Origin of the sequence: Acinetobacter sp. SH20PTE14 (assembly GCF_021391555.1) — a bacterium.
Classification (GTDB): Bacteria; Pseudomonadota; Gammaproteobacteria; order Pseudomonadales; family Moraxellaceae; genus Acinetobacter; species Acinetobacter amyesii.
This window is the reverse complement of record NZ_CP090067.1, coordinates 1,838,453-1,861,538: the sequence shown is the minus strand read 5'-3', so window position 1 is coordinate 1,861,538 and position 23,086 is coordinate 1,838,453. Positions and strand designations below refer to the sequence as shown.

Genomic DNA, 23,086 nt, shown 5'->3' with positions numbered 1-23,086 from the left:
AGTTTAAAATAGGGGTTTATTGTAACAAACCCCTGTACATTTGGGCTGTAAAATCAGCAACAAATGTCAAAAAATAGTTGAGCCAAGTTATGAGTCTGTATGCTACCCAAGATGAAAAGAAACAAGCTGCCGCAAAAGCTGCATTAAAGCATTTGCCAAAGGGCGGTATTTTGGGTGTTGGTACAGGAAGTACTGTGAACTTCCTCATCGAATTATTGCCAGAGCTTCAACTCGAAGCTGCGGTTGCCAGTTCTGAAGCAACTGCACAACGTTTGAAAAAATTAGGCATTGAAGTGGTTGATATGAACCACGTTGGAGGTTTAGATGCCTATGTAGATGGCGCGGATGAAATCGACCGTCATATGCACATGATTAAAGGCGGCGGCGCAGCGTTGACTCGTGAAAAAATCGTGGCGTCTATTGCGAAAAAATTCGTTTGTATCGTAGATGATTCAAAATGGGTTGATCAATTGGGCCGTGATTTCCCGCTTCCTGTCGAAGTGATTCCAATGGCACGTTCTGCTGTGGCACGTAAAATCGTTTCTTTGGGCGGCGACCCTGTGTACCGTGAAGGCGTAGTAACTGATAACGGTAATGTAATTTTAGACGTACACAACTTAAATATCTTAAATGCTTTAGAGCTTGAAAAGACTTTGAATGACATTCCGGGTGTAGTGTGTAACGGTATCTTTGCTCTAAACAAGGCGGATATTGCTGTTGTAGCCACTGATAACGGTATTGAAGAGCGTACTGCGGTTTAATCTGTTCTATTAGAATTCCCCCTAAAATCCCCCTTTGATAAAGGGGGACTTTTCACCTGAATTTATTTAGGTGATTTTCCCTCCTTTGTAAAAGGAGGGTTAGGGAGGATTTAAAATTAATAAAAAATATGATCCCAAACCTTCCTGAAATTCAAATCACTCGGAAATTACGTGCCACACGCCTAAGACTTCGTGTAGAACCAACTCAAATCAAATTAACGGTTCCGCAGTTTTGTACACAGCGCCAAGTGCAAGATTTTCTGAAACAATCAGAACAATGGATGATTGAGACATGGCAGAAGCAGCAGGAAAAAACAGGGCAGATTGATAAAACGCTACCAGTAGAATTAAAACTATTCAATTTAGAGCAGCCTCTAAGCATTGTTTATAAAGTACAAAAAAACTCATTCATCTTAGATGAAGAAAAGCATCAGCTTTTCATCAGTGTTCGGCAGCCTGAGCAATATTTAAAAAGCTTTGTGATTGCTTATGCCAAAGAGTATTTACCAATTTATTTAAAGCAAGTGAGCAGTGAAACAGGCTTGAAATATGGTGATTGCTCAATTCGTCAGCCCAAAACCCGTTGGGGCAGCTGTTCTGCAAAGCATGACATTATGTTGAATAGTGGGCTGGTACTTTTTCCGTTGGAAATCACGCGTTATGTGGCTGTACATGAGTTAGCGCATACTAAGCACTTTGATCATAGTCTAAATTTTTGGGAGGAGGTGGAGAAGCATGATTCAAACTATAAAGATCATCGGAAAACTTTAAAAAGTGGTGTGATGCCGTGGTGGTGGTGCTAGTATATTTTTCATAAAACCTAAACTGATTGGGTGTATAGTTATGAAAAATAGAAAAATTCTGGGATTAATTTTACTTGCATATTCAGCACCAATTTTTGCAGATAGTTTTCAAGATCGGGATAGCTGGCGAAAAAAAACCGAAGTAATAATGGTTGATGATATTGATCTTAAAACAGATGAGCTGATTGAGCAGGGCTATGTCCCTGTGATGAGTGAAACATTTAAAAGTGTATCTACAAATAGGGGCTACAGCGATAGCATGTGGGACCTGAAAAATAAAGGAAATCAATTGGGGGCACAAATCGTTATTTTCACTAATACGCCTGTAGAGAGTGGAAATTATTATAGGTATAGAAATTCAAAGCCAGATACATATCCGTTTTTAGTTGGTGATAATCAAAAAAGTGATTTAAATAGATATCCTGTAGGAACTATTGAGGCAGTTCCTCATCGTCTTGCGAATAGGACAGAATACTCCTCACGATATTTTTATAAATATAATTCTGTAACAGGAATTTATCCCACCATATTGTCCTCTAAGGATAAAATTAATAATGGCCTTCAGGGTGGAGTGATTGTACAAAAAGTTCAAGCTGGCTCTCCAGCCCAAGGCGTTATTTTGCCGCAGGATATTATTATAAAAATGAATGATGATAATATTAATGATGTCAGTGCATTTGTTGAAAGTTCAAACTATTTAAGAGGAAACGTTGTAAAGTTTGAAATTCTGAGAAATGGACAGAAAATACCTTTAGAAATTAGTTTGAAACAATAATATTTGGCTGGAAGGTGGGACAATTGCACTTTTGATCCAATTTAAGTTTGGTGCATTCTGAAAGTATGTTTTTTCTTGAATTGATAAAAAGATCCGAATTGCAATAAACCCAAGCAAAACAGTTCAGAAATCCTCAACTTCCTGTCATACTACGCAGTCATCAAATGGATACTTTGAATAGAGGTAAAGAGCGTGATTTCAGTAGGTATTGTCGGCGGTACAGGTTACACAGGTGTTGAATTACTGCGTATTTTACTGCGACACCCAAATGCGGAAGTGAAAGTTTTAACTTCGCGTACTGAAAATGGCCGCCGTGTGGATGATATGTTCCCAAGTTTGCGTGGACATACAGACCTTTGCTATTCAGATCTAAATATTGAAGAACTAAAACAATGTGACGTTGTATTTTTTGCTACGCCTCACGGTGTAGCAATGAAACACGCAGAAGAGTTAGTTGCTGCAAATACTAAAGTGATTGACCTTGCTGCTGACTTCCGCTTGCAAGACTTAGCTCAATTTGAGAAATGGTATGGCCTAGACCATGCATGTCCAGAGCTATTAAAAGAGTCAGTTTATGGTTTGTCTGAATTAAACCGTGAAAAAATTCAAAAGGCTTCAGTGATTGGTAACCCAGGTTGTTACCCAACAACTGTTCAACTCGGTTTAGCACCAGTTTTAAAAGCTGAAGGATTAGTGAAACCTGAAAGCATTATTATTGATGCAAAATCAGGTGTGTCTGGTGCAGGTCGTAAAGCCAGCCTGGGTATGATCTATTCTGAAAATGCAGATAACTTTAAAGCATATGGTGTAGCGGGTCACCGTCATCATCCCGAAATAGTAGAAGCCTTAGAAAATATTTCAGGTCAAAAAGGTGTGTTTAACGAAATTTTATTCGTACCGCATTTAGTACCGATGATTCGTGGCATGCTCAGCACTATCTATATTGATTTGACAGACGCAGGTGCTTCTGCGGATTTACAAAGCATATATGAACAGTTCTATGCCAATGAGCAGTTTGTAGATGTTATGCCTGCAGGTAGCTCACCTGAAACACGTACTGTGCGTGGTGCGAACCAATTACGTATTGCGATTTGCAAACCTCAGCCGAAAAAATTAGTGATTTTGGTGGCTCAAGACAACTTGGTGAAAGGTGCAGCAGGTCAAGCCGTACAAAATATGAACTTGATGTTTAGTTTTGCTGAAAATGCAGGACTTCAAGGCATTGGTTTATTACCATAAGAAACGATTTAAAACTTCACACACATTTAAAACTGGATTTAAATGTGTGCCTTGAGTGAACTAAAAATAAGAGATGACGATGTCGAATACAGAATCTAATTTCAAGTCAGAACCTGAAAACAGTGAAAAAACGCCTTTTATGAAGACGAATATGCCACTGGCGATTGGTGCAGTTGTACTTGCATTGAGCAGCGGTTTTCTCGGATATAGTATCGGTCATCGTCAGGGCTTAACTGTGGTCGGTTATGATGCAGATGCAGAGCAACTTGTTGATGTGGTGCAAAAGCAAAAAACTGAATTAGCAGGCCTGAATAAAAGTTTGAATGCGGCAATCCAAGAGCGTGATGTCGCTGTAAGTAATTCAAATGATTTATATTTGGCTGTTAAAAAAGCACGTGATGATCAAGAATTAACGGGTAATTTGGGTGTTTTGTATCGTGAAGTATTACGCCAACGTGGTGGTATGCCTCTTGCAGTACAACATTTAGCGATTAAACCGTTACCTGAAAATGCGTATGAATACCAACTTGATCTCGTTCAAGTAAGTCCGTCAAAAAGTAATGTGTCTGGAAGTGTTGAGCTGCGTCTAATTAAGGGTACAGAAGTACTTGCAGTGCCTTTAGAAGACAAAAACTTTAACTTTAGCGAAAGTGAGCGACTCACTGGACGTTGGACCATGCCAAAAGGCTTTAGTCCAGACTTTATTGAAGTGCGTTTAACCGGTTCTAAACCCGTTATTCGCCGTTTTAGCTGGTCGAAAGGTCAGCCTGTTGAAAATCAATCTGCTTTCCTTTCAGAAATTCCTCAAACTGAAGCAAGTGCAAACTAAGTGTGAAACCTAAATCCTATGCGAACCAATAAGCGTCAAACGTGTTTATCTGACATTAAAAATTCATTTTACCAATCTGGTTTAGTGGACTGGCATCTAAACCCGACTCTCAGCCAAGGTACGCAGGATGATGGTGATTCAGACATTCAAGTATTGACTGCGCCACCTGAGTTAAAGCGTCCTCCTATGTATGCTGTCGTTTTAATGAACGATGATTACACCCCAATGGACTTTGTAATTGAAATTTTACAACAATACTTTGCTTTGAATCTTGACCAAGCCACTCAAGTAATGCTAACTGTACATTATGAAGGAAAGGGTGTTGCAGGGGTTTATCCGCGAGACATCGCAGAGACTAAAGCAAATCAGGTCAATAATTACGCTCGGTCGCAAAGTCATCCATTACTTTGTCAGATTGAGCCAAAAGATTAATAAGGGGATTACATGCTCAGTCGTCAATTAGAAGTATCACTACGTTTGGCTGTCAGCATGGCTCGTCAAAAGAGACATGAATTTTTGACGGTAGAACATTTATTATTGGCTTTACTGGATAATGATTCCGCTGTTAATGCATTGAAAGCATGTGGCGCAGACATTATTGTGCTTCGCAAAGAACTTGAAGAATACGTAGAACAACATACCCCTAAGCTTGGCGAAAAAAGCGATCAAGCGCCACATCCTACAGAAAGTTTTGATCGTATTTTGCAGCGTGCAATTTTCCATGTGCAATCGAGTGGTAATGACCGCACTGTAGAAGGTGCAGACATTTTAGTTGCGATGTATTCAGAGCGTGATTCATTTGCGGTGTATTTACTTAAACGCCATCAAATCAACCGTTTGACATTAACGCAGTACTTGTCTCATGGCACACGTAAAGATGAAGTCCAAGCCGAAGAGGAAATTGAAGAGCTCGATGGTGAAAGTGCTACGTCTTCAAATTCTGGCCCATTAGAGCTTTATACGACCAATCTCAATGTTGAAGCTCAAAAAGGCAAAACAGATCCACTGATTGGTCGTGAAAAAGAGATTGAACGTACAGCTCAAATTCTATGCCGTCGCCGTAAAAATAACCCACTTTTGGTGGGTGATCCGGGTGTAGGTAAAACTTCGATTGCTGAAGGTTTGGCTTGGCTCATTGTAAATGGCAAAGCTCCTAAACCGCTTGAAAATGCAGAAGTATTTAGTTTAGACATTGGTGCTTTAGTTGCAGGAACTAAATACCGTGGTGATTTTGAAAAGCGTTTAAAACAACTGTTAAATGCATTGAAGAAAAAGCCCGAAGCTATTTTATTTATTGATGAAATTCATATGATCATCGGTGCAGGCTCAAGTATGGGCAGCACGATGGATGCATCGAACCTCATCAAACCAGCTTTGGCGAATGGTACTTTACGTTGTATCGGTTCAACGACTTTCCAAGAATACCGTCAAGTTTTTGAAAAAGATCATGCATTATCTCGTCGTTTCCAAAAAATTGATGTCAATGAACCATCTATTTCAGAAACGATTGATATTCTGCGTGGCTTAAAAGGTAAATTTGAAGAATTCCATCATGTGAAATACGAAGATCAAGCGTTGGTTTCTGCGGTTGAACTATCAGCGAAATTTATCAATGATCGTTTCTTACCTGATAAAGCCATTGATGTGATTGATGAAGCTGGTGCGCAGCGTCGTTTAAAAGCTGAGCAAGATGATACGGTCATTTCAGTTGAAAACATTGAAGATATCGTTTCGAAAATTGCCCGTATTCCACCGAAAACTGTGTCTAAAGATGACAAGAGCGTCCTTGAAAATCTTGAGCGTGATCTGAAACGTGTGGTGTTCGGTCAGGATGAAGCGATTGAAGCGCTTGCATCTGCGATTAAATTATCTCGTGCAGGTCTAAAAGCACCAGATAAGCCAGTGGGTAATTTTGTATTTGCTGGTCCTACAGGTGTGGGTAAAACTGAAGTCACTAAGCAATTGGCAAAATTATTAGGCGTTGAACTTGTACGTTTCGATATGTCGGAATACATGGAACGTCATGCCGTATCTCGTTTAATTGGTGCGCCTCCGGGTTATGTAGGTTTTGATCAAGGTGGTTTGTTGACCGACGCGATTCATAAAAATCCGCATTGCGTACTTTTACTAGACGAAATTGAGAAAGCACATCCAGATGTCTTTAATTTGTTACTTCAAATTATGGATCATGGTTCATTAACGGACAACAATGGTCGTAAGTCTGACTTCCGTAACGTCGTGTTAGTGCTGACTACCAATATTGGTGCAGAATCAATTTCACGTGTGAGCATTGGTTTCATGGATCAAGATAACAGTAATGATAACCAAGACGCGATGAAAAAAGCCTTCTCTCCGGAGTTCCGTAACCGCTTAGATGGTGTTATTCAATTTAAAGCATTGCCAACAACTGTCATTGAAAGTGTGGTTGATAAGTTTTTAACAGAGCTTCAGGCACAGTTAGATGACAAAAAAGTGGTTCTTGAGGTTGACCAAGATGCACGCGAATGGATGGCAGAGCAAGGATACGATCGCTTGATGGGCGCTCGTCCAATGCAGCGTTTAATTCAAGAGCATTTGAAGAAACCGCTTGCTGAAATGATTTTGTTTGGCGAGCTTGCGGAACATGGCGGTAATGTTGGTGTTTCAGTGAAGAAAGAAAATGGCAAAGCTGTGGGCTTAAAACTCGAAGTGTTTGAAGACCAAACCGCTGAACCTGCTTAAGTAATTTAATTAACGAAAAACCCGTGCTTGCACGGGTTTTTTATATTTATTCGACGCTAGATTTGGGTTTCTCAATGATGGACATACCATTAACAAAAGTGCTGACCACATTTGGTTTATTTGCACTGACAGCACTGATGGAAATTTTAGGCTGTTACTTCCCATATTTGATTTTAAATCAGCAAAAATCGCAGTGGTTATGGATTCCAACAGCGCTTGCATTGGCTGCATTTGTTTGGTTATTGACGTTGCATCCAGCAGCTTCGGGTCGTATCTATGCAGCCTATGGCGGAATCTACATTTTCTCTGCATTGCTGTGGTTGCGTTTTGTCGATCACGTAGTTCTAACACGTTGGGATATGCTAGGTGGCGTCATTGTGTTGGTGGGCTCAGCTGTGATTGTATTACAGCCTCAAGGTTTAATTCGTTAAGTTAAACAATGCAAAAGTTAAACCAAGAGCTGTAAGAAATTAGATATTTATTTAAATTTGCACTCTGTATTTTTAATGATAATTTCGTATTGTTTGCTACCCGAGCTTAGATCCATTTCAATTTTATATGGATTAACACGTTGAAATTGATGCTCGAATAGTAATTCACAGTTTTGGAGTGAATTATGCTTGATGAGTTGCTTCACCTTATGTTCACCGACTGATTGTTCAAATTGCGCAAAATCAGGGGTGGTGATAATACCATCAATTTCAATCTTATCCGCTTCCATTTCCATTTTTTCCATCAACATATTCTGATCAACTTGATAGGGAAGAGTGCGTGAATCTTCATCACTAATGGCAGCCAGTATTTCGTTTAAACCTGTTTTATTTTTAATTTTAAAATTGCTATCTAAAATCTGATTTTTCACCAAGTATTGATCTAATTCACTTGGTTCACCAGCAAAGCTAAAAGTAGATAAGCTCAATCCAAGAGCCAATAAGCAAATATTTTTTAAACGCATAATCTTAATCACTTATAAAAGTTATGGTTTTATTAAAGCATGCAAAAACAAAAAAAGCACCCGAAGGTGCTTTTTTATCTAAGTAAAACCTTAGTCTTTTTTAAGATTTTCGTTAATTAAAAATTCAACAAGTGCTTTTTGTGCATGTAAGCGATTTTCAGCTTCATCCCAAACCACAGCATTTTTGTGGTCAAGCATATTTTCAGAAATTTCTTCGCCACGATGCGCAGGTAAGCAGTGCATAAATAGGCAGTCAGCGTGAGCAAGATCCATCAGGCGTTCATTCACTTGATAATCAGCAAACGCTTTTTCACGAATTTTTTGCTCTTCTTCTTGGCCCATACTTGCCCAAACATCTGTCACGATTAAATCTGCATTAACTGCAGCATCTTCGGCAGAATCAACAAGTTCCACACAGTGTGCAAATTCAGATAAAAATTCTGCTTTAGGTTCATAGCCCTTAGGTGCAGCGATTTTTAATTTAAAGCCCCACATATGAGCCGCTTCAATATATGAGTTACACATATTGTTGCCATCACCAATCCAAGCAACCGTTTTACCTTCAATAGAACCACGGTGTTCAACAAATGTTTGAACATCGGCAAGTAATTGGCAAGGGTGGTGATCATCTGTTAATGCATTGATGACAGGAACTTTTGAATAAGAAGCAAAACGTTCAACAATGTCATGACCAAAAGTACGAATCATTACAATATCAAGCATGCTTGAAATCACGCGTGCAGAATCTTCTACTGGCTCGCCACGCCCTAATTGAGAGTCGCGAGATGAAAGGAAAATTGCACTACCACCAAATTGGCTCATTCCTGCTTCAAACGATACACGTGTACGGGTGCTCGATTTCTCAAAAATCATGCCCATGACTTTACCAACGAAAGGTTGGAAAACTTCATTGTTATGCTGTTTGCGCTTGAGTTCGATACCGCGCTGTACAATTTGATTAAGTTCTAAAGTCGATAAATCGCGTAAAGTTAGAAAGTGACGTAGAGCCATTGTTACTCCACAATAATTGCTGAATCAAAAAACAAAACAACAATTAGTTGTTGGTTGGTTAGAGAAAAAGGAATCGATTAATATACTATAAGAGAGGTAAATTGCAAAAAATCTAGCGCTTTTGGTGACCGTCTAGGAAACGATCGACGCAATAACTGATGTAATTGATGGTTTCTTGATCATTTTCATCAATGGTGATGCCCATGAGAACGCGCCATTCTAAATTACGCAAAATTCCAAAATAAAATTGAGCCGAAAACAACGGGTTTTCACAATACAGCAAACCGTGCTGATGTGCTTGATACAAAATTTCTGCAACGGTGTTCTGAATTTGTTTTGGGCCTTGCTCATGAATATAACGTGCTATTTCAGGATTACGTCCTGTTTGTTCTAAGACTAACCGCATAAATGCCGCATTTTCAGGCATCACGATATGCTGATGAAATTCACTTAAAGTATTGATGAGATAAGCACGAATATCGGAGTCAGGGCTCACCGTAAATGGTAGGCAAATATCTTTGAAAAATAAGCAGCGACGATAGTCACAAATGGCCTTAAATAATCCGTCTTTATTACCAAAATATTTATAGATTGACGCTTTTGAACCACCTGCATGATTCACGATGTCATCTAGTGAAACTGCATCAAAACCACGTTTTAAAAAAAGCTCCGTAGCACTTTCTAAAAGCGCAACACATCGTTCATGTCCGCGCCGCGTTTGTGGCTGGTCATGCGTTAAAGGTTCAATGTGTATTAAATCTTGCATAAAGTGATAATATTTAACAAAAAAAGAGCTGATTTGACGATAATTATAGCAAAAAATTCGGTACTTTTCTGCTTTGCTCATAAATAAGGGATCTTTGACTAAAGAATAACAACAGATAGGTGACAAGTGAAATATTTGACTAAAGTTTTAGAGTTAATATTCTACAAAGCCATAGAGTTGGAAAAAAATATGGATATACTCAAACTTCGAAAATTAAAGTAAATGCCGTGGAAAGGAATATGACACAACAAACGTCTGCAGGCTTAAGATTTAGACAAGCATTGGAAGTAGAAAAACCATTACAAATCATTGGCACAGTAAATGCCTATGCAGCAATGATGGCAAAAGAAGTTGGCTATAAAGCCATATATTTATCTGGTGCAGGTGTTGCGAACTATTCATATGGTTTACCTGACTTAGGCATGACCAGTTTAGACAATGTTTTGGAAGATGTTCGTCGTATTACTGAACGTGTAGATACGCCATTACTTGTCGATATCGATACAGGTTGGGGCGGTGCATTTAACATTGCTCGTACTGTGAAACAAATGATTGCTGCGGGTGCAGCAGCGGTTCATATCGAAGACCAAGTGGCACAAAAACGTTGTGGTCACCGTCCGAACAAAGAAATCGTGTCACAACAAGAAATGGTTGACCGTATTAAAGCGGCTGTCGATGCAAAAACTGATTCAAACTTTGTGGTGATGGCACGTACAGACGCATTGCAAAAAGAAGGTCTACAAGCTGTAATTGACCGTGCATGTGCATGTGTGGAAGCAGGCGCAGATGCGATCTTTGCTGAAGCAATGACTGACATTACCATGTATAAAACAGTCTGCGATGCTGTGGGTGTACCTGTACTGGCAAACATTACAGAGTTTGGTGATACCCCTTACTACACCAAAGAAGAATTAGGTGAGCAAGGCATTTCAATGGTGCTCTACCCATTATCACCAACACGTGCAATGCAAAAAGCGGCACTCGAAGTAATGCATGCGATCCGCAATGACGGTACACAAGTCAATGTACTGGATAAAATGCAGCAACGAAAAGAACTCTATCAATTCCTCGATTATCACACTTTTGAAAACACCTTAGATAAATTGTTCACTGAAGGAAAATAAAAAATGGCTGAAGGAAAAGTACTCACGGGCGCAGGACTGCGCGGACAAGTAGCTGGTAAAACTGCATTGTCAACTGTAGGCAAAAGTGGTGCGGGCTTAACCTATCGTGGTTATGACGTTCAAGATTTGGCAGAAAACTGTCAGTTTGAAGAAGTTGCGTATCTCATTTTCTTTGGTGAATTGCCAACAACAGAACAACTAGCAGCATACAAAGCCAAACTCAAATCATTGCGTCAATTGCCGCAAGCATTGAAAGAAGTATTAGAACGTATTCCTGCTGACTCACACCCAATGGACGTGATGCGTACAGGCGTTTCAATGCTCGGTAACCTTGAAACTGAAAAATCATTCGATGAACAACAAGATGTTGCAGACCGTATTTTGGCAACGCTACCTGCGATCATCTGCTACTGGTATCGCTTCAGTCATGATGGCGTACGTGTAGAAGAAAACACCGATGATGATTCAATCGGCGCACAATTCCTACATTTACTGCGTGGTGAAAAACCAAATGAATTGCATGAGCAAGTGATGAACGTGTCACTGATTCTATATGCAGAGCATGAATTTAATGCCTCTACATTCACAGCGCGTGTATGTGCATCAACATTGTCAGATATGCATTCTTGTATTACAGGTGCAATTGGTTCACTTCGTGGTCCATTACATGGCGGTGCAAACGAAGCTGCAATGGAAATGATTGAAAACTGGACGTCTCCAGAAGAAGCTGAGCGTGAAATGTTGGGTAAACTTGAGCGTAAAGAAAAGATCATGGGCTTTGGTCATGCGATTTACAAAGATAACGATCCACGTAATGGCATTATCAAGAAATGGTCTGAACGCCTAGCAAAAGATGTCGGTGATACTGTACTTTATCCTGTATCAGTGCGCTGTGAAGAAGTGATGTGGCGTGAGAAGAAATTATTCTGTAATGCAGATTTCTTCCATGCATCTGCATATCATTTCATGGATATTGCAACGAAATTATTCACACCAATTTTTGTGATGTCGCGTGTAACAGGTTGGGCTGCACATGTAATGGAGCAGCGTGCGGACAATCGTATTATTCGCCCAAGTGCGGACTATACAGGTCCGGAATTACGTAAAGTTGTGCCAATTGCAGAGCGTTCTGCAGCATAATTTTAAGTGTAATAAAAAAGCCTCAAAAGAGGCTTTTTTATTATTTGTTATTTGAGTTAACAATCTATTTGGTTAGTAAAACCGGATCTTCAACGCTATATCCTGTTTCAAATGGAATCCCTAGATATTTAACAGTCACTAAATAAAAGGGCTTTTGCATTACACGATAAGTTTTAGAGATTTTTAAACCTTCTTTATAGGTCTCAGCCTTTTGTACAGCGCTTTTATACTGAGAATTTTTAACACGATATTGATAGGTCCATTTATCAATGGTTTCATTCGGGTCATACCATGATTTTGCAGTGCCATTCATGGTTGTTAATAACTGTATTCGAGCATTATTGTTATTTACTGGTGTTAATTTGACTAAACGTTTTTTTATTTTCGCGATTTCTTTATCAAACTGGGTGCTGTCTTGATCGTAATCAATCCGTTTTGTCTTGGGATTAATATACAAAGACTTCACTGTAATTAATTGAGTCGGCTTTTGGCTATTTAATTGATAATAATATAATTGTGGTAAACGACCACGACCATCTTCAAAATGACGCATTAAATAGATTTTTTGGTCTTTTTTATCAAAACCTAAAACCTCAATGGTTTGAGGGCCGCCTACCGTCGCGAAAGCAGAGCAGGACAGTAGGGTGCTAATTGCGAATGCATTGAAATGACGTAGCTGCATTTTCTTGTCCTGATAAGTAAATTCCTCAATACAGTATGCGATGCAAAATGATATTTAATATGTAGATTATGTATGTTTTATTCTGCATTTAAGATGTCTAATATACTGTGAGCAACATTTTCAGTTAACTGATCTAAGCGTTCTAAAGCCGTACCCAAAATAAAATAATGATAATTATAGATACGACCATCATGTAAAATTGAAATATAAAATGTTCCTTCGGGTTTTTCTACGGTTGCACTGCCACCGGGTTTGAGTAATCCAGTGCAGGCCACCACGAAGTCCGCATGTAAAAATAGTTGTTGTCCTTGCTCAGCCATCGCTTGAGTCACTTCTGCGGATTCGGCCGTAAATTTTTCTATTAGTAAAGGATCTACTTTTAAAATTTCACGTTTGATCGATGGATCATAGCTCACTAGTCCACCTAATAAGATATCTGCACCACTATTCTTATAAATTGAAAATTGGCTACATAAATAACCAGAGCTAGCACTCTCGATAAACGCGATGGTCATGGATTTTTGTTCTAAAGCATCGCAACACTGTTTAAGCATGTGCTTACCCCAAAGTAGAATGGTGAATGATCATTAGTATTCTTAAAATTTTAGCATTGATTTCGCTCGTCTGTAATTTCACTAAAAGTCTAAGTTGGCGCTGTGGGTGTTGTGGAATTCACAAAAATAGCGTGATTGTTTAGAAGCTGTACGAAAATATGAAATAAAGGTTTCTTCGGAAGGAAAACGATGTTAAAACTTAAAATAAAGAGCGTAACAAAAGTAGGTTTATTTCAATGAAAACGACTGTTAAATATGTAGTATTAAAAAGCCTAGACTATCAATTGGGCACGCCACTTTTTCAAGAAGAATTAGACGCAGATAGCCTGTATTTTGATCAAATTCCGGCTGTAATTCAGTATCAAAATCATCAATTCAAAGTGAAAAGCAAAGAGTTAAAACGTGTTTATTTGGCAGAAGAAAATGAAGACATGCAAACCATTATTGTGAAAGTACTTGCAGTTTAATTTTGATCAATTTTTAGTTTAAAAATACAGTTTTCATTGAGTTGGGAGCTGTATTTTTGTATTTGACAGACTCAAATTTATATATAAATCTAGATTTAAAGAAGATGTGTATTTTTAATGATCACTTGATCATATCGATTTATCTATTCGACCAACAGCTATTTAATCCCCCAGATATTATTTAGTATAATTTATCTGTTTTTTCATGGGGGAAGAAATGATGGATTTATTTAAATTTCTAAAAAGCTTTAACACAACGGGCACTTATCTTTTAATTTCAACGATTTCGCTAATTTGCTTAGTTGTGTATTTCTATTTTATTAATCCAAACTAATCTAAGTTGGTTGCCAACATATTTGGCTTTAAATAAAAAGTTTAGTAAATAAAACTACATAATTAAATTTTGTATCAAAAATATTGATATAAAATTTTGAATAAATTTTAAATAGAGCTGATGGTTTTAATTCATTTGTGTATGGGTAAAGCCAAAACGATAGCAAGGTTTTTTCTGTGCAAGATGTTATGAAAGAAGAAGCGCCACGTACGAAAGATTTTGGACGTAGGTTTGTTCATCTAGGAATTATATTGTGGAATAAGACTTTACCGGTAGGTTTGTGCAACAAAGCCTTTAACGATATAAAAACTTTAATTTTTTAAATTGTAAAAAAATAACTTTTAAGACTTTTAGGTTATGTATTTTAATTAAACTTAACAATGGTTTAGCTAGATATTTAAAATGGATAAAATTAATATGTTTCATTTACATTAATTTTTTATTTTTTTTCTATTTCGCACTTTTTAAATTTATACAATTTAGTTAGATTTATAGAACAACAATTCTAAATCGAGCAATCAAAATGCCCAATCTATATGATCATCATGTTTTAAGGCAGATCTATGATTTTATAGTCGAACGGGAAGGATTCGAAAAATTAACACCCTATAACCAAGCTATGGAGTTTTTCAAAGAACTTTCTCAAGGAGATCAATCGGACGTCATACAAACGGAGCCAAATATCCTTTATGGAAAATTTGGGAGCATATCTAAAATCAATCTTAGATTAGTATCCTTATTTCGAGAAAAGGATAAGTTCTTAAAATGGGCTTATGAGCAACTAAACTAACTAAATAACTTACTAAGTATTACTAAAGAGTATGAAATAACAAACTCAAACATTAGGAATAAAAAATGACTAACAATGCCAGTGGTATAGTGAAATGGTTCAATGAAGGTAAGGGATTTGGATTTATACAATCTGATAGTAGTGAAGATTTATTTGCACACTACAGTGAAATAAACATGAGCGGCTATAAAGCACTTAAAGAAGGCCAGCGTGTACAATTTGAAATTACTCAAGGAAAAAAAGGCCGACAAGCTAGCAATATCACAGTTATGTAAGGCAACTGTGTTGGGTTGCTAACCGCAGTTAATAAACATAAAAATTTAGCCGTAAAAATTTTTTTGAGCTTTGTGCACATGGGTACAAGCTTCAAAATACTTATTACAATATTTTTCTTTAGTTTAATCGTTATTTGCTTTGTAGTTCATACGGAAAACAAGGAAATAAGGTTAAGTGAAATGAAACGATTGGTTAAATAATATTTATGTTATTAAATTTAAATAATTAATTTAATATATCAAGGGCCATTAAAATGTTACAACTTATAAAATGTATGATTAGTATACATAGTGAGATGGTTACACGAAAGTGCTTTGATGGAAATTTAATTTTTTTGTCAGAGTTGTTTAAAAGTAAAGAAATAACGACTCAAAATAATTTAAAGTTTCAGAAAATCCCGCTAGGAAGTAGCGGGATTTTTTTGGTGACTATATGACAGACAAAGTACAGGCAAAACACGACTTAGAAATTTACATAAAGTATTGCAATGATTATCACACAAATATTGGATAGCTAGCAGGAAGAGAATATAAAAATCACAAATATAAATAAAATTGAAATAAGGTTAGGTGAATATTAATATATCTGATATAGTGTGTTTGATCGAATCCGTAAGCGGAACGGTAGTGTTTGAGTTGTTAACGGAATTGCGTATTCCCTCCATTCTGATGTTCAAGCATCAAATTCAAACAGTTAACGCATAGCATGAATTCGCATCATGCCGATCAAGGGAAGCCTGCAGCTATCCGTGGGTTTTCCTTAAATCATATTTTTAAGATAATGATTTAATTTTTATATCTTTTCTTAAATTTCACAGCTACTGTAAATATCATAAGTTTAAATTTTTCTTAAGTGAACAATCTCCAAAATTAAAGTTGGTTTTATTTTTAATACTATTCTGTTTACAAAAGCTCATTATATGAGTCAATAAATGAACATATCTAACGGCTGGACTACTGCTTCAGCAACTAACGGTGATGAAATTCGAGTGAATATTATTCCGTTAAAAAAAATTCAAAGCAATTTGAATGGTAAAACCTTAGTTGAAGTTGCTAAACAAGTTGTCTTGGAATCAGGACAAAAGTTAACTTTAAATATTGATGGTAAATCTTTTTATACTGAACTAAATAAACTATATAAATTGTATTTTTAAACTCTCACTCTTAAACCTGAACAACTTAGAGCTAAAATTTTTTAATTAAATTATTTATAAATTAATTATTTATTTTCTTAATTTTTTCAAGAACTCTATATTAAATATTATTAAAGGAAATTATTATGTCAAATTTAACTACAGGCACTGTTAAGTGGTTTAACGATACTAAAGGCTTCGGTTTCATCGCGGCTGATAACGGCGAAGAAGTTTTTGCTCATTTTTCTCAAATCATTTCAGGTGGTTTCAAATCACTTGCTGAAGGTCAGCGTGTACAATTTAGCGTATCAAAAGGTCAACGTGGTTTCCAAGCGAGTGAAATCGTTGGGATTGATGGCTAATACATGGAAACTTTATTAAACAAAGTAATGTTAGATGTGGTTGATCAACATGGCGCTGTCTATACACTAGAAGCTATGTGCGAAAAGTCATCTGATGAGCCAAATAGTTTTGGGGATTGCGTCCGTTATCTAAATATAGATGATGAAATAATTAAGCCTAGCTTTGATATGCATTTCTACAGTGATAAAACTGGAAAAATATTTAAGTTATTTTAATTTTTACATGCAATTAAATTAACCTCCTCCGGGAGGTTTTTTATTGGGTGAAATCTGGAGCCTGATGTATATAAAGCGCTAACCAAAAAGATACGTCCCAAAAAGAAACCACGCACCAGGCCATTACCTAAAGCCAGTGAAAAATACTTTGAAGCATTCGAGAGGTTAAAAGAAATATTAGACCGGATGGAAATGAAGTATGAGGAGTACTTTCATTTCAAAAGTACCAAACATTGGCGTTTTGATTTACACCTCATCGAACATCGCATGCTAATTGAAATAGCAACTGGTCCATGGTCTGGAGGTCGTAAAGGCAAACTTGCAACCAAGGCTTGGAATATGGATCGTTATGACCATGCTGAAGAATTGGGATATCGATTTCACAGGTTTGAATTAGCTGATATCAATATGGGGCGTGCAACGGTCTGGTTAAAAGCTTTAAAAAAAGATGAATTATTATAAGTTAGATATTTCAAAGCTTATTGTTTCAGGATGTTTGATTACTTTAACTTTCTCATAATATCCGTTAGTTTTGGATTTCAACCTTAACAATTATGAGAAGAAAGTCATGAATAAAAATTTTGAATTACATGTTTTAAGCCAGATTTATGATTTTCTAATAGAGCGAACTGAATATTCACAGCAAGGTTTGCATAACAAGGTTCTTGAGTTTTTTAAAGAACTGAATTTAGGTAATGACAATGATTTTGAAATTGTTGATCCTAAAAAGATTGCGGGTAAATTTGGAGCAGTGAGTTTTATTCACTTAATCAATGTACCAAACTTTCATGATAAAGATAAATTTTTAAAATGGGCATACACGCAGTTGAATCGATAGTTCATATCAATATGCTTTAAAGATATATTTTGATTAAAGTGTTTTATAATTTACTGGCTCATATCAGCGCAAATGAATTGGGTGAAGCCTCACATGTATATGTGGGGCTTTTTTCATTCAATTTATGGAAAATGTGAATGATCAAATATTACAATCTTTATCTGATTATTACCTTAATATGAGGGATATTTATCACTTTTGTGTGTAATTGCAAAATAAAACAAGAACTTGATTCACATAGATCTAACAGTTGTATCCTCATATTTAAGGATTATTGGTTATATTGAATATGCTTGTTAATTAATCAATATTTACAGCAATTTCTAAACTGATAATTACTTAAAGGGAATATGAATGTCTAATTTAACAAACGGTACAGTGAAGTGGTTCAACGGTACAAAAGGTTTTGGATTTATTGCTTCCGATACTGGTGAAGAATTATTTGCACACTATAGTGAAGTACGAATCGATGGCTATAAAGTACTAGAGGAAGGTCAGCGTGTAATGTTTGAAATTACGAATGGTAAGAAAGGCAAGCAAGCCAGCAATATCCAAATTCTCTAAAAAATATTTACTCAACATATTATGTATTGACCCGTCTTTCAAAGGCGGGTTTTTGTCATTAATTGCCATTAAGTTTTAATATTTAAATGCTTAATTTAATTAAATGAAAACTACATGATAAGAGCAATAAAAAATGGCCTTTACAAGACTACAAGTACTGATTGGCGGACTAATTATAAGTGTGTTGATTTCTTCTGTGTGGATTTACCATGAAAAGAAGAAACAACGACGGGAAGAAATTCAAAAAATCATCATCGAAGCTAGAGCAGGATTAAGTCACGCTCAATAATAGGAGCTAAACTTATGGAATACTTTAGACCATTCCCACCTTTAGAACTAATTGATCAAGCTGAGGAGGAGGACGCTATACGTCTAGCGCCAGCACAAGAATTATTGGCCTGGTTGAAAGATAATTATTTGAATGTAGGGATAGCTTCATAATCTAGACAATCATTAATATATGAAAATCTTTATTTAAAGACTTTCTTATTATTTATCTCATCAATGATTTTCATAAATTTACACAGTAATCGTCATGCTTTGTTAGTGTAGAGTTTTAACAAATATATAGGCCTAAGTATGAAAGCGTTAGCCATTATAAGCGTGGTACTAGTAATGGGGCTGGTAGGTTGCCAGCAAAAAGACAGTAATGAAAATGAAGAGACGACAACACCTCATACATTAGATAAAGACTAACTTCCTCCAATGATTATTACAGAAGATATAAAAAAAACCCTCACTAAGAGGGTTTTTTTAGGATTAGGGTTTTAAGATTCAACCCAAGTATCTTTAACTTCTTGAGAGTCTTTAGTCAGTACAATTTTATTGTCTGTAATTTCACCAACCCATGAAACTGGAATTAAGTGGTGATGACCATCACCATGCTTAGTCAGTTTAATTTGATCCGAACCTTGCAAGTGGTCTACTTCACCAACTTTAGTCCCACATGAAGCAATTACATCTGCATGGCTCTTAATATTTTCAACATTAATAGTAGTCATTAGAATATTATCCTATTTCAATGTGAGTGAGCATTCAGCCTATCGTAAATAGACGCTGATATCAGGGATTGAAATAGAAGGGATACAAAGGGTCTTATGTTCTTACGTTCTTGGCCAGATAAATTACATTGTATTATTTAGAAATAAGTTTTGATTTGGGCGTTTTACGACCTTTTTATAGTTTTTTTGGATACTTTTTATCTCTTGGAAATACGAAAACTTGCAAATATTATCTTAATTTGTAATCCTTTCGGCCAAGGGTGTCTAGCTATGCTAAGGCAGGTATTTGTTGTAGTCGGGCCGCTATAACGCGGATAACGAGTGCCTGTATGTTTAACTTAAAGATTTTTAACAAAGTCTCTACGGAAGTATTGACTATAAAAAATGATCTCCAGCTTAATTCAGAGCTGCAACTTATTAATAAATATAAATCTTCTGATTCTGATGTGTATAAGCAAGCAATTGTTTTAATTTTCAAAGATCGTGGATATTCAAATTTAGAAATTGGTCAATTATTAGAAAGATAAATTTATTTGTAATCAGTTTAGGAAAAGAGCCTTTGCCTAGCGCAGAAAGCATATATTGTTCTAAGCACTTATTTTTAAATTTAATACAAATAATGGATCATTAAATTAAAAAGCCCTCAATAAGAGGGCTTTTAAAGCTTATTTATGTTTAGTCTTAATTAGATCTGATAAATCAAAACCGATGGATTTTGCATAATCTAAGTATTCATCAACTGTGGCCTGGTCAGGGTTAGCAGTTCTGCTGAGTACCCAAAGGTATTTTTTATTTGGTGACCCAACTAGTGCAGTTTGATAGTCATCATCAATTTTTAGAACCCAATAATCACCACGGCCTACTGGCAACCAACGAATTGCTTTTGGTAAAAAGCTCACTTTAAGTTTCGAGTTTGCTGGCGCGTTCTGAACATATGCTTCACCTATTGATTGGTTGAGTTTACCATCTGCGCTATAACAACTGTTATCAACTTTGACGTTACCATTTTCATTTAATGAATATTTAGCAGTGACGTTGTAATCACATTTATTTTGGAAATAAAGTGGCTTACGTGCAATTTCATGCCATGTACCAAGATATTTATTTAAATCTACTTTTGGTACCGCTTGAACTTCCGTAGTATTTGCATTTGCCGTTGAGAGCAATGAACCTGCAATAAGTACTGCACCACTAGCTAAAAGAATCTTACGCGTTTTTGAATTCATGTTATAAGCCTGCTTTAATTTGAAAGTGTATTAATTACTATAAATTGCTTTTCAGCTCATTTTGTTTTTTTTATGTATTAAGTATTTGATCTTTAATTATTGTTTCAGCTTTAAAATTTATTAAGTGTGTTTAATACTCATTTTATAAGATCAACAAAATTTATACGTAATCATATAAACTATAGAAAAGGATAAATGCTTAATCTCAGCAAAGCGATGAGTATTTCCTACATTAGCAAATCAATTCCGTAGAGAATAAACAGGGCGTCAAATAAGAAAAAAATTGAAAACTATGATTATGGATCGTTTTCTTAATTTGCTTTACTACTTAATATTGGATTATATATCTAAAAATATGATAACATGCTCAAACTCTAAACAACGGCTTTGAACGAGTCAGCTTTAAATTTTCAAACGAAAATGAAAATGCCAGCACTTTTCAATACAAGCCTGTTTCTTTCGCAAGTAGCGGATATCTCTTTGATCAATTTAGATCTGTCTTACAAATAAAACGGAATAGGGAAGGTATGTCTTCATTGAAACCGTCATGGTATTCCAATGTGAATCCAAATGTGTTTATTAGCACAGTTGTTATTATCGGCATTTTTATTGCCATTGTATTTTTAGCTCCCAATGCTTTTGATTTAATAACTAAACAACTGAATCAATGGGTTACAAACTCATTTAGTTGGTTCTATGTGCTATCTGTAGCCATTTTTCTAATAGTGCTTATTTATATTGCCTGTTCAAATATGGGTAAAATTAAACTTGGTTTAGATCATAGTCAGCCAAAATATAGTAATAGCTCCTGGTTCGCTATGCTATTTACTGCTGGTATGGGTATTGGCTTAATGTTCTTCGGTGTCGCGGAGCCAGTGATGCACTATGTATCACCTCCAACCGGTGAACCAGAAACTATCCAATCAGCTCAGCAAGCTATGCGTGTAACATTCTTCCATTGGGGACTTCATGCTTGGGCAATCTACACAATTGTTGGCTTGGCGTTAGCTTACTTTGCTTATAGACACAATCTACCTCTAAAAATTCGCTCTGCGTTATATCCTCTTATTGGAAAGAAAATTTATGGTCCAATTGGTGATGGTGTAGATACCTTTGCAACGATCGGTACTGTATTTGGTGTCGCAACGACTTTAGGTTTTGGTGTAACACAAATTAACTCCGGCCTGAATTATCTATTCGGGATTGAATATTCAACGACGACGCAACTAATTCTAATCGTCATTGTTACAGCTATGGCCTCTTTGTCCGTATTTATGGGCTTAGACAAGGGTATTAAACGATTATCAGAGATCAATTTAGGCTTAGCATTAACCCTCTTATTATTTGTATTTTTTGCTAGTTCAAGCATTTTTATATTGCAAACGACTATCCAAAACACGGGGCAATACATTTCAAATTTGTTCAATATGACCTTTAATTTATATGCCTACCAGTCTGATGGTTGGATCGGTGGTTGGACAATTATGTACTGGGCATGGTGGATTTCATGGTCACCATTTGTAGGTATGTTTATTGCGCGTGTGTCTGAAGGACGTACTATTCGTGAGTTTATTGTAGGTGTTTTACTTATTCCAACAGGCTTTACGCTGATCTGGATGGGAGTCATGGGGAATGCTGCACTCTATAGTATTTTAAACGAAGCGAACACCTCGCTGATTTCTGCAGTGCAACGAGATTCATCCGTTGCATTATTTGAATATTTAGGGACCTTGCCATTCTCAGGCTTGATGAGTTTTGTGGCGACTATACTGGTTATGCTATTTTTTGTGACTTCAGCTGACTCTGGTGCACTTGTTACAGACTATTTAACAGCAAAATCGGAAAATTCTCCGACCTGGCAACGATTGTTTTGGACAACAATAATGGCAGTGCTTGCGATTGTTTTGTTGTTCGCTGGAGGTTTAGGAGCTTTGCAATCTGCAACAATGTTGAGTGCATTACCATTCACCTTCGTAATGCTTTTAATTTGCTGGGGCTTAGTCAAGGCTCTACATTTAGATGCAACCAAGATGCAAGCATTACAGGATGCGCGTATTACACCTAGAGCAATTCATAATCCAAGAAGTTGGCAGCAACGTTTAGGATTGATTATGCATTATCCGCATACACGTGAAGAAGTTGAAGATTATATTGAAAAAACGGTAAGCCAGGCATTTTCAAATCTACAGAAAGAGTTTAAGCGTCGTCATTTAGATGTGACAGTAAACACGATAGATGATGGCTTGCAGCTACGTGTAAACCATCAAGATGAGATTAACTTTATTTACCAAGTGGTTGTTCAAGAAAAAAATACACCAAGTTTTATGACTGATTCAGCAGAAATTACGCAAGATTATCAAGCTGAAGTGTTTTTGAGGGAAGGTGGTCAAAATTATGACATCATCGAATGGACGCAAGAAGATATTTTGCAAGATGTTATTGATCAATACGAACGTCATCTACATTTTTTAAATCTAGTTAGAACCAAGAACCAATAGATAAAAAAACCGCCCAGAAAGG

28 protein-coding genes and 1 pseudogene are annotated in these 23,086 nt (G+C 36.5%); 22 read left to right on the top strand and 7 right to left on the bottom strand.

Going from position 1 to position 23,086, the window contains the following annotated elements; translation table 11 throughout:
• Window positions 1-89 precede the first annotated feature (89 nt).
• The 8 genes from rpiA (at window position 90) to LXF01_RS09230 (ending at window position 7,559) form a co-directional block, all read left to right on the top strand.
• On the top strand, window positions 90-761 hold the full coding sequence (rpiA, locus tag LXF01_RS09265) for a ribose-5-phosphate isomerase RpiA (protein ID WP_120402688.1): 672 nt from the start codon (window positions 90-92) through the stop codon (window positions 759-761).
• Window positions 762-889: 128 nt separating this feature from the next.
• Window positions 890-1,564, top strand: coding sequence for a YgjP family zinc-dependent metalloprotease (locus LXF01_RS09260; protein ID WP_233944200.1), 675 nt, complete (start codon window positions 890-892; stop codon window positions 1,562-1,564).
• A gap of 40 nt (window positions 1,565-1,604) precedes the next feature.
• Window positions 1,605-2,339 (top strand): PDZ domain-containing protein, encoded by a 735-nt coding sequence (locus LXF01_RS09255; protein ID WP_180133720.1) that lies wholly within the window; start codon window positions 1,605-1,607, stop codon window positions 2,337-2,339.
• A gap of 192 nt (window positions 2,340-2,531) precedes the next feature.
• Complete coding sequence (argC, locus tag LXF01_RS09250; protein ID WP_180110950.1) at window positions 2,532-3,578, top strand: N-acetyl-gamma-glutamyl-phosphate reductase; 1,047 nt, start codon at window positions 2,532-2,534, stop codon at window positions 3,576-3,578.
• A gap of 79 nt (window positions 3,579-3,657) precedes the next feature.
• Window positions 3,658-4,407, top strand: coding sequence for a hypothetical protein (locus tag LXF01_RS09245; RefSeq protein WP_180084341.1), 750 nt, complete (start codon window positions 3,658-3,660; stop codon window positions 4,405-4,407).
• A gap of 18 nt (window positions 4,408-4,425) precedes the next feature.
• Window positions 4,426-4,839 carry an ATP-dependent Clp protease adapter ClpS gene (gene clpS / locus LXF01_RS09240; RefSeq protein ID WP_078188641.1) on the top strand — a complete coding sequence of 138 codons (414 nt, stop codon included), beginning with the start codon at window positions 4,426-4,428 and terminating at the stop codon, window positions 4,837-4,839.
• A 12-nt stretch (window positions 4,840-4,851) separates the two neighbouring features.
• A complete protein-coding gene (gene clpA, locus LXF01_RS09235; RefSeq protein ID WP_233944199.1) occupies window positions 4,852-7,128 on the top strand; it encodes an ATP-dependent Clp protease ATP-binding subunit ClpA in 2,277 nt (758 codons plus the stop codon).
• A gap of 77 nt (window positions 7,129-7,205) precedes the next feature.
• Window positions 7,206-7,559 carry a YnfA family protein gene (locus tag LXF01_RS09230; protein ID WP_233945452.1) on the top strand — a complete coding sequence of 118 codons (354 nt, stop codon included), beginning with the start codon at window positions 7,206-7,208 and terminating at the stop codon, window positions 7,557-7,559.
• A gap of 47 nt (window positions 7,560-7,606) precedes the next feature.
• Here LXF01_RS09230 and LXF01_RS09225 read toward each other — a convergent pair whose 3' ends face one another.
• The 3 genes from LXF01_RS09225 to LXF01_RS09215 all read right to left on the bottom strand — a co-directional run bounded on the left by LXF01_RS09225 (window position 7,607) and on the right by LXF01_RS09215 (window position 9,860).
• Entirely contained in the window at window positions 7,607-8,083 is a 477-nt protein-coding gene (locus tag LXF01_RS09225; protein ID WP_233944198.1) for a hypothetical protein, read from the bottom strand.
• Window positions 8,084-8,173: 90 nt separating this feature from the next.
• Window positions 8,174-9,094: an ornithine carbamoyltransferase gene (gene argF, locus LXF01_RS09220; protein ID WP_078193464.1), complete on the bottom strand. Its 921-nt coding sequence runs from the start codon at window positions 9,092-9,094 to the stop codon at window positions 8,174-8,176.
• Window positions 9,095-9,206: 112 nt separating this feature from the next.
• Window positions 9,207-9,860: a TetR/AcrR family transcriptional regulator gene (locus LXF01_RS09215; RefSeq protein WP_233944197.1), complete on the bottom strand. Its 654-nt coding sequence runs from the start codon at window positions 9,858-9,860 to the stop codon at window positions 9,207-9,209.
• 239 nt (window positions 9,861-10,099) lie between these two features.
• Between LXF01_RS09215 and prpB the strand changes: the two genes are divergently transcribed.
• Window positions 10,100-10,984: a methylisocitrate lyase gene (gene prpB / locus LXF01_RS09210; RefSeq protein ID WP_078188636.1), complete on the top strand. Its 885-nt coding sequence runs from the start codon at window positions 10,100-10,102 to the stop codon at window positions 10,982-10,984.
• Between the two features lie 3 nt (window positions 10,985-10,987).
• Window positions 10,988-12,124, top strand: coding sequence for a bifunctional 2-methylcitrate synthase/citrate synthase (prpC, locus tag LXF01_RS09205; RefSeq protein ID WP_078193462.1), 1,137 nt, complete (start codon window positions 10,988-10,990; stop codon window positions 12,122-12,124).
• A gap of 64 nt (window positions 12,125-12,188) precedes the next feature.
• Here prpC and LXF01_RS09200 read toward each other — a convergent pair whose 3' ends face one another.
• Together LXF01_RS09200 and LXF01_RS09195 are read right to left on the bottom strand one after the other, a co-directional pair.
• The gene (locus tag LXF01_RS09200; RefSeq protein ID WP_180155570.1) at window positions 12,189-12,806 is read right to left on the bottom strand and encodes an aminotransferase; all 618 of its coding nucleotides are present in this window, start codon (window positions 12,804-12,806) and stop codon (window positions 12,189-12,191) included.
• A 77-nt stretch (window positions 12,807-12,883) separates the two neighbouring features.
• A complete protein-coding gene (locus tag LXF01_RS09195; RefSeq protein ID WP_180130223.1) occupies window positions 12,884-13,360 on the bottom strand; it encodes a CinA family protein in 477 nt (158 codons plus the stop codon).
• A 236-nt stretch (window positions 13,361-13,596) separates the two neighbouring features.
• Here LXF01_RS09195 and LXF01_RS09190 point away from each other — a divergent pair, with 236 nt between their 5' ends.
• From LXF01_RS09190 to LXF01_RS09145, 10 genes and pseudogenes are all read left to right on the top strand, one after another.
• On the top strand, window positions 13,597-13,827 hold the full coding sequence (locus LXF01_RS09190) for a hypothetical protein (protein WP_078190858.1): 231 nt from the start codon (window positions 13,597-13,599) through the stop codon (window positions 13,825-13,827).
• Between the two features lie 1,189 nt (window positions 13,828-15,016).
• Entirely contained in the window at window positions 15,017-15,226 is a 210-nt protein-coding gene (locus tag LXF01_RS09185; protein WP_111883693.1) for a cold-shock protein, read from the top strand.
• 932 nt (window positions 15,227-16,158) lie between these two features.
• A complete protein-coding gene (locus tag LXF01_RS09180; protein WP_067766975.1) occupies window positions 16,159-16,380 on the top strand; it encodes a transposase in 222 nt (73 codons plus the stop codon).
• Window positions 16,381-16,505: 125 nt separating this feature from the next.
• Window positions 16,506-16,721, top strand: a complete 216-nt coding sequence (locus LXF01_RS09175; protein ID WP_067766972.1) for a cold-shock protein — start codon at window positions 16,506-16,508, stop codon at window positions 16,719-16,721.
• A 3-nt stretch (window positions 16,722-16,724) separates the two neighbouring features.
• Entirely contained in the window at window positions 16,725-16,937 is a 213-nt protein-coding gene (locus LXF01_RS09170; RefSeq protein WP_078193454.1) for a hypothetical protein, read from the top strand.
• A 54-nt stretch (window positions 16,938-16,991) separates the two neighbouring features.
• Window positions 16,992-17,399, top strand: coding sequence for a hypothetical protein (locus tag LXF01_RS09165; RefSeq protein ID WP_233945451.1), 408 nt, complete (start codon window positions 16,992-16,994; stop codon window positions 17,397-17,399).
• A 106-nt stretch (window positions 17,400-17,505) separates the two neighbouring features.
• Window positions 17,506-17,775, top strand: a complete 270-nt coding sequence (locus LXF01_RS09160) for a hypothetical protein (RefSeq protein ID WP_233944196.1) — start codon at window positions 17,506-17,508, stop codon at window positions 17,773-17,775.
• Between the two features lie 354 nt (window positions 17,776-18,129).
• The gene (locus LXF01_RS09155; protein ID WP_111883687.1) at window positions 18,130-18,339 is read left to right on the top strand and encodes a cold-shock protein; all 210 of its coding nucleotides are present in this window, start codon (window positions 18,130-18,132) and stop codon (window positions 18,337-18,339) included.
• Between the two features lie 133 nt (window positions 18,340-18,472).
• Entirely contained in the window at window positions 18,473-18,628 is a 156-nt protein-coding gene (locus LXF01_RS09150) for a hypothetical protein (RefSeq protein ID WP_180171438.1), read from the top strand.
• A gap of 14 nt (window positions 18,629-18,642) precedes the next feature.
• A pseudogene (locus LXF01_RS09145) lies at window positions 18,643-18,768 on the top strand (putative metallopeptidase); the annotation flags it as partial.
• A gap of 338 nt (window positions 18,769-19,106) precedes the next feature.
• Here LXF01_RS09145 and LXF01_RS09140 read toward each other — a convergent pair.
• Entirely contained in the window at window positions 19,107-19,340 is a 234-nt protein-coding gene (locus LXF01_RS09140) for a DUF2171 domain-containing protein (RefSeq protein ID WP_233944194.1), read from the bottom strand.
• A gap of 329 nt (window positions 19,341-19,669) precedes the next feature.
• Between LXF01_RS09140 and LXF01_RS09135 the strand changes: the two genes are divergently transcribed.
• The gene (locus tag LXF01_RS09135) at window positions 19,670-19,867 is read left to right on the top strand and encodes a hypothetical protein (protein ID WP_111883685.1); all 198 of its coding nucleotides are present in this window, start codon (window positions 19,670-19,672) and stop codon (window positions 19,865-19,867) included.
• A gap of 138 nt (window positions 19,868-20,005) precedes the next feature.
• Here the strand turns inward: LXF01_RS09135 and LXF01_RS09130 are convergent, their stop codons facing one another.
• Window positions 20,006-20,566 (bottom strand): lipocalin family protein, encoded by a 561-nt coding sequence (locus tag LXF01_RS09130; RefSeq protein WP_233944193.1) that lies wholly within the window; start codon window positions 20,564-20,566, stop codon window positions 20,006-20,008.
• A 527-nt stretch (window positions 20,567-21,093) separates the two neighbouring features.
• Between LXF01_RS09130 and LXF01_RS09125 the strand changes: the two genes are divergently transcribed.
• Window positions 21,094-23,064, top strand: coding sequence for a BCCT family transporter (locus tag LXF01_RS09125; protein WP_180106438.1), 1,971 nt, complete (start codon window positions 21,094-21,096; stop codon window positions 23,062-23,064).
• The last annotated feature ends 22 nt before the right edge of the window (window positions 23,065-23,086 follow it).